The sequence below is a fragment of the Flavobacterium chungangensis genome, from assembly GCF_042654045.1.
Lineage (GTDB): Bacteria > Bacteroidota > Bacteroidia > Flavobacteriales > Flavobacteriaceae > Flavobacterium > Flavobacterium chungangensis.
This window is the reverse complement of the sequence record NZ_JBHSFY010000002.1, coordinates 498349-508661: the sequence shown is the minus strand read 5'-3', so window position 1 is coordinate 508661 and position 10313 is coordinate 498349. Positions and strand designations below refer to the sequence as shown.

The window sequence follows — 10313 nt, the reverse complement described above, 5'->3', positions numbered from 1 at the left end:
TTCTAAAAGCAAGAAGAGCCTTTGTTTATTTGGCTATTTCACATTAATAGTAACCTCTACAGGTTTTAACCACTGACTTGTAAATTTTACTTTTATTGGAGCTATCGAATCTCCATTTGCCTGAATGTACGCAATAATATGTCCGTGAAAAACTCTTTGTACATTATCAGTATAATCAGTCATGTCGCTGTTATTTCCCGCTTCCAACCCTAATAAAGTTCCTGCGCCAGTAATAGTACAAGTCACTTCGTTATCTGAAAGCATAACTGGAAGTCCGTTTTGGTCTTTTACCTGAACCATAATTTTTGCAACCCCTTTGTCTTTGCTGATGATACTATTTTTATCTGCAATCGTTAATTCAAAAGGCTGTTGTGTAGAATTAATTGTGTAACGACTTACTTCTTTATCATTTTTATCCAATCCAACTGCTTCTAATTTTCCAGATGCAAACGGAATATCCCAATAGATAATTCCGGTTTTTTCATCGTATAATTTCGTTTCGCCGACTACTTTACCATTCAATTCTAAACGTGCTTTTGAGGCATTGGTATAACAAACCACGCGTATTTTTTGTCCTTCTTCGTAATTCCAGATTGCCCAAGCATCTTTGGAAATGTCTTTTTCATTTGTTAATGGATACGTTCCTAAATAAGCCATTGGTTTATCTGACCAAAGCGACTGGCGAAAATATCCTCTAGGCTTGATAACACCAGCAAAATCAACTAAACCCGAATAGAATCCTCTTGAAGGCCATCTTCCCGATTCTCCTAAGTAATCAATTCCTGTCCAAAGGAACTGACCAAAAATATGTTTGTTGTTTTTTACTGCAAGCCAAGGTTGCATATCATGCGTATTTTCACTTCCGTAAATTACCCTTTTAGGATATTTTTCGTGATCTGAACCATATTTGCTTTCCGTATAATTGTAGCCTGTAATATCTAAAGCGCCCGGATATTCGGTTTCGTTTGACATTGCTACTCCCGCTAAACCAGCTGTTGTCGGGCGTGATTTGTCATATTTTTTAACAGCCGCAACCAGACGTTTTGCGATTGCTCCAAGACGCATTGCATCTGGAGCATCTTTTTTATATCCTCCGTAAGCCGCTTGTCCAAATCCGTTTTTTCCTTGATCTAAAACGGGATGCGAATACGGATCGTTTGGGTAATCTACTTCGTTGCCAATACTCCAAGCAAAAACAGAAAGATGGTTTCGGTCACGGCGTACAAAATCTTCCAAGTCTTTTTCTGCCCAGTCAGCAAAAATGTCAAATGAACCTTCAAATCCTGGAGTTCCGTAATTCCAGCCTTCAAGCCATTTACGTTTTGGAAATTCCCATTCATCGTAAGCTTCGTTCAAAACCAATAAACCTAATTCGTCGCAAAGCTCATAAAATTCAGGCGCTTGCGGATTATGGCTTGTACGAATGGCATTTACTCCAATCTCCTTCAATGTTTCTAATCTAGTTTTCCAAACTTCTTTAGGGACTGCAGAACCCAAAACTCCAGCGTCATGATGCAGACAAACCCCTTTCATTTTCATCCACTTCCCGTTAAGGACAAAACCATTATTTGGATCAAACGTAAAAGTTCTAAAACCCGTTTGAGTAACTGTTTTGTCTATTTCTTTTCCATTTTGAAAAACCGTCGTTCTCAGCTCATACAAATTTGGATTATCCAAATCCCACAACTGCGGATTCTTAACGCTTATCTTTGTTGAAATTTTTCCATTTGCATTTAAGGCAACATCCACTTTAGAAGAAGATTTGCCTGCTAATTTTCCATCTTTTGAGAAAAGTTCATTTACAACCGTAAGGTTTGCTTTTGCTTTTGAACTATTTTCGATATCCACTTCGACATTCAAAATCCCGTTTCCATTTGTAACTTGTGGATAAGCGTAAACGCCCCATTGCGCTATATGAACTGGATTTGCATAAACCAACCAAACATTTCTGTAGATTCCTGACCCGCTGTACCATCTTGAATCAGCACTCTGGCTATGGTCTACTCGAACTGAAATTATATTTTCACCTCCAAATTTTATAAATTCAGTAGCATCATAAGCAAAAGAAATATAGCCGTTAGGGCGTTTCCCTAATGAATGACCATTGATGAAAACTTCACTTCTATTGTAAACTCCTTCAAAATATAAATAGACTTTTTCTCCTGATTTCGTTTGCGGAACAGCAATCGATTTTCTGTACCATGCAATTCCGCCAGGCAGAAATCCAGTACAGCTTGCTAAAGTTGGACTTAGCTGTCCTTTGACACTCCAATCATGCGGTACATTTACCTGCTTCCACTTGCTATCATCGAAAGAAATATTTTTGGCATCAGCAATATCTTGAAGATTAAATTTCCAATTGTCATTGATTTTATTTGAATCTCCAAACGAAATTTGGCTCATAACAGAGAAATACGAGAAGAGAAGTGCGGGTAATATTATCTTATTTGTAAACACAATATTTTCGTTTTATTTGTTTTATAAATTTCTATTTCAAAGGTTTTACGTTGTAAGCCGTTCCTTTTTTAGCATCAAAAGTTGCAGTGTAACCAATAGACGATATCTCGCTTTTTATATTCAGTTTTTCAACAATAAAAGGCTCTGCCGATCTTATTGTACAAGTCCCTCCCTTGTTAGCCAAAATTTTAGCTTGACTCATTTTACCGTTATTCCATTTTATATCTATGCTAAAATTGCCTTTTGCTTTAATGCCTTTAATTTCACCATCTGTCCATGCGTCTGGTAAAGCAGGCAACAAATGAATTTCTTTATTCTGGCATTGCATGAGCATTTCTATAACTCCTGCCGTTCCTGCAAAATTTCCATCAATTTGAAAAGGCGGATGTGCATCAAACAAATTCGGATAACAGCCCCCTTGACGTTTGTATTTTGGATCGTTATCTTTTGTTAACCTTAATTGATTTTTAAATAATTTGTAAGCATGATTTCCATCTAAAAGTCTTGCCCACATATTTACTTTCCAAGCCAAACTCCAGCCAGTTCCGTCGTCACCACGCAATTCTAATGTTTTCTTTGCAGCATCCGCTAGTTCGGGAGTTTTCAATGGCGAAATTAAATTGGCAGGATGTAAAGCATAAAGATGTGAAGTATGTCTATGATGCGGATCTTCGTCCTCAAAATCTTTGTACCATTCTTGCAATTGTCCTTTGCTTCCAATTTTAAAGGGCAATAATTGTCTTTGTGCTTCACTTACAATTTGTCTAAAATCAGCGTCGCTATTTAGAATTTTAGAAGCTTCTATGGTATTTTCGAATAAATCTTTTATAATGCCAATATCCATTGTAGAAGCCGTTGTTACAATTCCCTCTTTTTTTCCATCATATAAATATTTATTTTCTGGCGAAGTCGAAGGCATGGTTACCAAATAACCGTTTTTATCTTTTTGAAGCCAGTCTAAACTAAATTCCGCCGCACCTTTCATGATTGGATATACTTTCTTTAAATATGCTATATCTCCAGTATATTCATAATGTTCCCATAAATGTCTGCTTAACCAATTGGCACCCATATACCAATTTGCCCACATCGGATCACCTTTTCCAAAATCTCCAACCGGATTTGTTGTAGCCCAGATATCTGAATTGTGATGCAGAACCCAACCATTGGCATGGTAATAACTTTTGGCTGTTTCTGTTCCTGTCACTGCAACATTTTGTATGAATTCATCGAGCGGAAAAAATAATTCAGATAAATTTCCAGATTCTACTGGCCAATAATTCATCTGCAAATTGATGTTTGTGGTGTAGTTGCTACTCCAAGGCGCGCGAAGTTTATTGTTCCAAATTCCTTGCAAGTTCGCTGGTACATTATGTGTACGTGAAGAAGAAATCAATAAATATCGCCCAAACTGAAAAAACAAAGCCTCTAGTCCAGCATCTTTTTCTCCTTTTGCATATTGTTCTAATCTTACATCTGTTGGCAAATTAGATTTACTGGTTTCATTTTCATTTAATTGTAATGAAACTCTATTGAATAATTTTTGAAAATCAGCAATATGCTCTTTTAGTAAATTATCATACTTTTTGACACTAGCTTTCTTAATTGGATTTTCTGCTAATTGATGTTCATCTTTTCCTTGACTATTTGGACATTTATCAAATCCGTTGAAACTGGTCGCAGCCGAAACAAAAAACAAGATTTCAGAAGCGTTTTTTATAACCAAATTATTTCCCTCAGAAGTTATTTCTCCATCTTTTACAATTGGTTTAACAATCAATTCAAAACGCATTCCTCTGCATCCAGATGGATCTTCATAAACAATTGGTTCTTTATTGTAATCAATATAATTTGGATCTGCATGTGAAGGCGCTTTTCCTTTTAAAACCAAAGACTTATCGTTTATTGATTTTTTACTTCGCAAAAGACTCGCTACATCAATTGTTATTGAAAGCTTTTTTACTTGATCTGCCGAAAGTTTAATTACAACGCATTGTGCAGGTGCTGAGGCAAAGATTTCTCTTTTGTAATTTACGCCCTCAACATTAAAATTAGTTACGGCTAATCCTGTTTGTAAATCAAGACTTCTGTTATAAGAATCGGGTTTCTTTCCTCCAAAATCTTGTTTTAAAATCAGGTCTCCTAAAGGCATAAAACTCTCACTATATGCTCCCTGCATATTTTTAGTAAGCAGATAGGCTTTTTCGAAATCTTCTTTTGTAAGCGCTTCTCTTATTAAAGCAAGATTTTTAAAAGCATCTGGATTTACATTTTTCTGGACAGGGCCGCCACTCCATAAAGTCGCTTCATTTAACTGAATTAACTCAGAATCTACTCTTCCAAAAACCATTGCGCCCAATGTACCATTTCCGATTGGAAGCGCTTCTGTCCATTCTACGGCTGGCTGGTTGTATTGCAGTTTTAAATCCTGCGCATAATTAGAAAATCCATTAATCATAACTAGAATTACAAAAAACCTTTTAAAAAAATGATAGCTCATGGTATTTCAATTAATAATTTACAATTCACAATTCACAATTAATTTAGTTCATTTTCAGCTTTAAAACCGTTACAGAATAAGCAGGAAGATTCAAATCTTGCTTCCCTTTTGTAATTTTATATTCGCTTTGTTTTGGAGTGATTTTCTTCGGATTAGCAAAAGTATTTTCGTCTTGCGTACTATCGCTTGCAAGTCTTACAATCGTACCTTTTGATCCTAATTTCGCTCCTTTCAAATCCAGACTAACTTCTTGGCTTGAAGCTGATGTGTTAACCAATTTCACAATAATCTCCTTACTGTTCACATCTTTTACAGCCGATGCATACAAATCATTCTGACCGATTAAAGCTTTACCATCTTTTGTAATGTTTAAAAGATCTGTTCCTTTGTTTGTCGAAAATAATTGTTGCACATAATAATTGGCTGAGCCATAAGATTCTAAATTATTAAACCAAATCATATCTGGTGTCCATTGCCAAGCATCTTCATGAGCCATTAAAGGAGCATAAGACGATAACTGAACTACTTCTGCATTTCTTTCTAATCCTGTCATAAAAGCAGCCTCAGAAAATGCACATTCCCAATTGTTTCTATTATTCGGATTCGCTCCTGAAACACTTTGCGCCGCATATTCTCCAGCAAATATTTTTGGCCCTATTCTATCATAATTATCGTAACGACCAGCGTTTTCTCTAAACCATTTCGGACTTTCGTAATAATGTTCGTCAACCAATTCTGCATTCAGCTTTTTAAGTTCAGCCATAGCATAATCAAAATGCTCGCCTTTTGGCGAAGGCCCGCTTCCAGAAACTATGATAATGTTTGGATATTTTGCTTTGATTGCTTTTTCAAAAACTTTGTAACGATCAATATAATCTGGTCCCCATTGCTCGTTTCCAACTCCAATATATTTTAAATTAAATGGTTTAGGATGTCCCATATTCGAACGGATTTTTCCCCAAGTTGTCGTAACAGCGCCATTGGCAAATTCGATCAAATCTAAAGCATCTTGAATGTATGGATCCAGTTCATCCATTGGAGCCAATTCTCCTGTATTGTATTGACAAGCCATTCCACAGCTTAAAATTGGTAAAGGTTCTGCACCAATATCTTCAGAAAGCTGAAAATATTCGTAAAATCCTAATCCGAAACTTTGGAAATAATCAGGTGTTTGTTTGTGATTGAATTCTACATTCCAACGGTTCATCATGGTTTTTCTCTCCTCAACATTTCCAACCGATTTTTTCCATTGATAACGATCAGAAAGTGTTCTCCCTTCAACAATACAGCCTCCTGGAAAACGTAAAAATCCAGGTTTTACATCATATAAAAGCTGAACAAGATCTTTTCTAAGTCCATTTTTTCTGCCTTTCCATGTATCTTCAGGAAATAGCGAAATCATATCCAAATCAATCGTTCCTGTTCCTTCAAAAGTTAATTTTAATTTTGCCTTTGCTTCTGTTTGAGCACCAATAATCTGCGCGGTATAATTTGTCCATTGTTCCGATTTTGGAACAATGCTCGTTTCTCCAATTACCTTTTGATCTTTATCTATTAATTGAACAATAATTTTTTTAATTGCTCCATTTGGATTCGCAGCTTTCAAAGAAAGATTGTATTTGGCATCTTTCTTCACTCCCATTCCTCTAAACCCTTCATTTATCAAAGCATAACCTTTGTCATTGTTAATTTCTACTCGACAGAAATTGGTGTTATTGGCCGCTAAATTAATTGGCACAGCACTACCCGATTCTTTGTTCATAGAAGACCTTTTGGTATTTGGCTGTTCCCACCCCATGAGAGGTTTATCAAATTCAAAAGATCTGTTTTTAATCATTTCGGCGTATAATCCTCCATCTGCAGCAAAATTGATGTCTTCGAAAAATAAACCGAACATCGTTGGCTGAATTTTAGTAATCGTTTTTGAAGCATCAACTTCTAAGGTCGTTTTCTGAGCATTCATATAAAAACTGCTCAACAGCAGACCGCAAATGGTAAATTTCGTAAGGGTGGTATTTTTCATAGTTTTGGAATGAACTAGTTATTTCTTTACTGCTTCTAATTTAGCAGGAAAAGCCGATTCTCCATCTAAATTAATCACTTTTAAAACATCAACATTCTTGCTTTCAACAGCATGTTTAAAATAATCTGGTCTGTTTTTTCCCCATTGAACAGTGCAATTTTGAACTTTAATGCTTTCTGCCGAATCAAAATAAAATCCAGAAGTGCTTCCTTTTACAAAACCTTCAACATTTGCTGGCCGTCTGTCATATAATCCGCCTTGAAAAGAAGTTGTTTTATCTATAAAAACGCTCACATTGTCAAAGACAATATTCTTGATTTTATCTTTAGATTCGCCGCTTACAAACACACCGTTTTCTCCTGTGCATTGAATATTAGAAAAATAGATATTTTTAATTTCGCCCACTTTTCCTTCTGTTGCTCCTTTTGGAAAACGCCAATTTGCATCTTTATGGTTTCCTTTTGCTCTGCTAAAAGCCGTTACATAAATCGGTTCTGCTTTTCCCCACCAAGTATCGGTGTTCAATTTACTTTCTATAATGATATTAGAAAAAATAACATCGCTTACCGTTCCTTCATCTCTGTTCTGAATTCCTAAAGCGCGATTGCTGTTTTTAATAATACAATTATTGAAAACAACTTGTCTAATCGCATCCATATTTTCTGAACCAATTTTAATTGCACAGCTACTGCTTGTCATGGTGCAATTGGTAACCGTAATATTTTCGCAGGAGCCAAATTCTTCAAATTCTCTTCTGTTTTTCAAACAAATACAATCATCGCCACTTTCAATATAACAATCGCTAATTCTGACGTTTTTAGAATGATCCAAATCGATTCCGTCACTGTTACGCACTTTTAAACTGTTCAACAGAGTAATGCCGCTTATTACAACATCATTACATCCAATTAAATGAACGGTCCAATATGCTGAATTTCCAATATGGACATCTTTAATTCGGATATTTTTTCCGCCAATAATAGTCAAAACATGAGGCCTAGGATCTAACACATTAAAAGGTTTCAAAATATAGGCGTCATCTTCTTCTGCTCCCATAAAAGAAATCCCATTTCCGTCTATTTTTCCGCTTCCGCTAATGGAAAAATCTTCTATATTTTCACCTCCAATCCAAATTGTTCCTTCTCCCGGATTGGTTCTGAAGGCGCTTTTTGTATACAATTTTTCATCTGGACTTGCCAATAATTTAGCTCCAGCTTCAATATGCAAATCAACTTTTGATTTTACATCAATTGGTCCTGATAGAAAAGTAAAAGGTGCTGGAATTAAAACTCTTCCGCCCGTTTTTGTACAAGCGTCAATTGCTTTCTGAATGGCCACAGCGTCATTTGTTTTTCCGTCTCCTTTTGCTCCATATTTTTTAACGTCATAAATTTTCTGCGCAGAGACAGTTAAGGAAATACAGAAAATAAGGATCGCGATTATAGATTTCTTTTTCATGTTTTTTATTTTTTTAATGCTACAAAGACTCAAAGGCACTAAGTTTTTTTCTTTAAGTTTTTTTTCACGCAGATCTTGCAGATTTGGGCAGATTTTATTTGATTTCTTTAAAAAAATCTGCTGAATCTGCTTAAATCTTTTTAAATCTGCGTGAAACAAATTTTACAATCATTGGCAAAAAAACTTTCGTCTTTGTGCCTTTGCGGCGAACTACTAGTGTGCTGGCAATTCAAATTTATTTTGTTCTGGTTCTATTTTTCTTTTTGCAGCTTCGCTATCCAAATTACTTGATGAAACATCTTTAAAAACAATCTGATTGTTTTTATCTGAAGGAATATCAATAGCATTCATAGTCAGATTTTTTACGTCATCAAAAACAAAAGCGGGACGAAAATCTTCTTTCTCCAGAATCAATTTGATATTCTTCATTTCTATTCCGTTTACATGACGAACGTAAAATCCCCACGAAGGCAATTCGCCAAACATGGTAAATTCAGGATAACCTTTTATGTTTTCCTTTACGTCTTTTAATCTGCTTAACGGATGATAGGCCATTCCTTTAGAAGCCCTTCCCGGATACACGATTTCAATATTTTCTAAGGTCACATTTTCAATCAAATGACCCGGAATTCCAGCAATTGAAGATGGAAACGGATTATGGAAATAATCTACTTCTGGTCCGCGCATATCGTAATCAATATCTGGTCGGCCAAACGGAATTTGTGCTTTTACATTTTTAACCGATACATTTTTGATATAACCCGCTTTATCTCCGTTTCTATGCCCTAAACGAATTAAAATTGCATTTCCTGTATTTACAGCCGTAACATCTGAAACTTTAATATTTTCTATTTCTGCTCCATCCACAGATTCAATTGCAATTGCCGATCTGAAAGTGTCAAAAACCTTAATATTTTCGATTGTCACATTTTTGAAACTTCCGTAAGAACCTGTGCCAAATTTCACTGCATTGGCGCTCGATCTAATAGTACAATTTCCGATATAAATATTATTATTGTGCAATCCCTGTTCTTCCGATTTTAAACAAATTCCATCATCTGCAGCATTTACATTACAATTGGTTATTCTAACATTTTCACAACCGTCAACATCAATTCCGTCATTGTTCCAGTATGCTCTGCTTTCCACTTTCATAAAATCAATAACAATATTTTTGCATTCTCTAAAGCATTGCACCCAACCTGGACTATTTTTTAAGGTAATATGCTTCATGGTAATCGAATCGCATTTTACAAACGAAATCAGTTTTCCTCTTCCATCTTCTGGACGCATTCTTCTATAATTGTATTTTGGATCAATACGAACACCTGTATGATGCAGACTGTCAATTGCCAAAGCCAATTCCCTTCCTTGCCCGTTTATAATTCCTTTTCCGTTTACTGCAATGTTTTTGGATTCGTAAGCTAAAATCAAAGCTCTAATTCCTTCAAATTTAGGATAATCATCTGGATTAGTGCTTCCTAACAAAACGGCTCCGTCTTCAAAAAACAATTCAACATTATTCTTCAAAACAATACTTCCAGAAAGAAAAGTTCCTTTAGAAAAAACAACTCTTCCTCCTTTACTTTTATTTGCGGCATCAATTGCTTTCTGAATGGCTTTTGTATTTAAAGTTTTACCATCTCCAACTGCACCGTATTTTTTAATATCAAAAATCTTTTGCGCCGAAACGGTTAATGAAATACAGAAAATAAACAGTGTAATTATAATTTTGTTTTTCATGTTTTTTATTTTTTCATGCCACAAAGGCACAAAGACACTAAGTTTTTTATTTATTCTTTCAATGTTGCAGAGACACAAAGTTTTTTTAAGTCTTTTTCTTTCAATAAACTTTGCGACTTCGCGCCTTTGTGG

Annotated in this window: 5 protein-coding genes; all 5 read right to left on the bottom strand. The window is 35.4% G+C overall.

The window, feature by feature from the left end; all coding sequences use genetic code 11:
* Positions 1-33: 33 nt before the first annotated feature.
* Positions 34-2403 (bottom strand): glycoside hydrolase family 2 TIM barrel-domain containing protein, encoded by a 2370-nt coding sequence (locus tag ACFO3N_RS05075; protein ID WP_379795762.1) that lies wholly within the window; start codon positions 2401-2403, stop codon positions 34-36.
* An 85-nt stretch (positions 2404-2488) separates the two neighbouring features.
* Positions 2489-4957, bottom strand: a complete 2469-nt coding sequence (locus ACFO3N_RS05070) for a glycoside hydrolase family 95 protein (protein WP_379795760.1) — start codon at positions 4955-4957, stop codon at positions 2489-2491.
* A gap of 43 nt (positions 4958-5000) precedes the next feature.
* Positions 5001-6980: an alpha-L-arabinofuranosidase C-terminal domain-containing protein gene (locus tag ACFO3N_RS05065; RefSeq protein ID WP_379795758.1), complete on the bottom strand. Its 1980-nt coding sequence runs from the start codon at positions 6978-6980 to the stop codon at positions 5001-5003.
* Positions 6981-6998: 18 nt separating this feature from the next.
* Positions 6999-8438 carry a glycoside hydrolase family 28 protein gene (locus ACFO3N_RS05060; RefSeq protein WP_379795756.1) on the bottom strand — a complete coding sequence of 480 codons (1440 nt, stop codon included), beginning with the start codon at positions 8436-8438 and terminating at the stop codon, positions 6999-7001.
* Positions 8439-8651: 213 nt separating this feature from the next.
* Positions 8652-10181 carry a glycoside hydrolase family 28 protein gene (locus ACFO3N_RS05055; RefSeq protein WP_379795754.1) on the bottom strand — a complete coding sequence of 510 codons (1530 nt, stop codon included), beginning with the start codon at positions 10179-10181 and terminating at the stop codon, positions 8652-8654.
* Between the last annotated feature and the right edge of the window lie 132 nt (positions 10182-10313).